The 583-nt window shown below is 57.5% G+C and carries 1 pseudogene; it reads right to left on the bottom strand.

Annotated features, from left to right (window positions below):
* A pseudogene (locus OKC40_RS22880) lies at positions 1 to 583 on the bottom strand (VWA domain-containing protein); the annotation flags it as partial.

The raw sequence follows: 583 nt of genomic DNA on the forward strand, positions 1-583 counted from the left end.
GCCAGATCTTGGGCAGAGAGCTGGCCACTGGAGAGATCAACCAGCCGCCCCGGATCCAGCCCCAACGCTTCAAGCAAAGGTTGCAACTGCTGCAACAGCTTGAGCATGATCTCCAATCGTTCCATTAACTGGTGGCGCAGCTGCTCGATCCTGGCCAGCTCCCAACTATTGCGGGCTTTATCCAGCACCTTTTGCCATTCAGTAGCCAGCAGTTGGCAACTGACGGCCTTATCCGCACTCGGCGGCTCCGCGTCCTGACCGAAACTATCGGCAACCTGCTTTTGCCAAAATGGCGGATCCGCCGGGTGCTGGCTGGCTTTACAGAGCGCGAGATAATCCTTCACCGCCCCTTGAAAAGAGGTTTTGGATATATCGCCAAGCGCACTCTCTCTTCGCCAATGGTTCAGCTTGTGGGCATGCCCGGCGAATGGACACTCGCTGGTCAACGCGGCCTCAGTATCTCTCTTCCACTCCTCGATGTGCTGCGTGACCTGGCTGGTCAGCGAGCTGGAGTGAGCCAGCAATCCACCATAGCTGTCGCGGAATTCTCTTTGAGCGAGAAGCGATGCACTCTCCACCAGGC

The organism is Aeromonas sp. QDB11 (assembly GCF_027705265.1).
Lineage (GTDB): Bacteria > Pseudomonadota > Gammaproteobacteria > Enterobacterales > Aeromonadaceae > Aeromonas > Aeromonas allosaccharophila.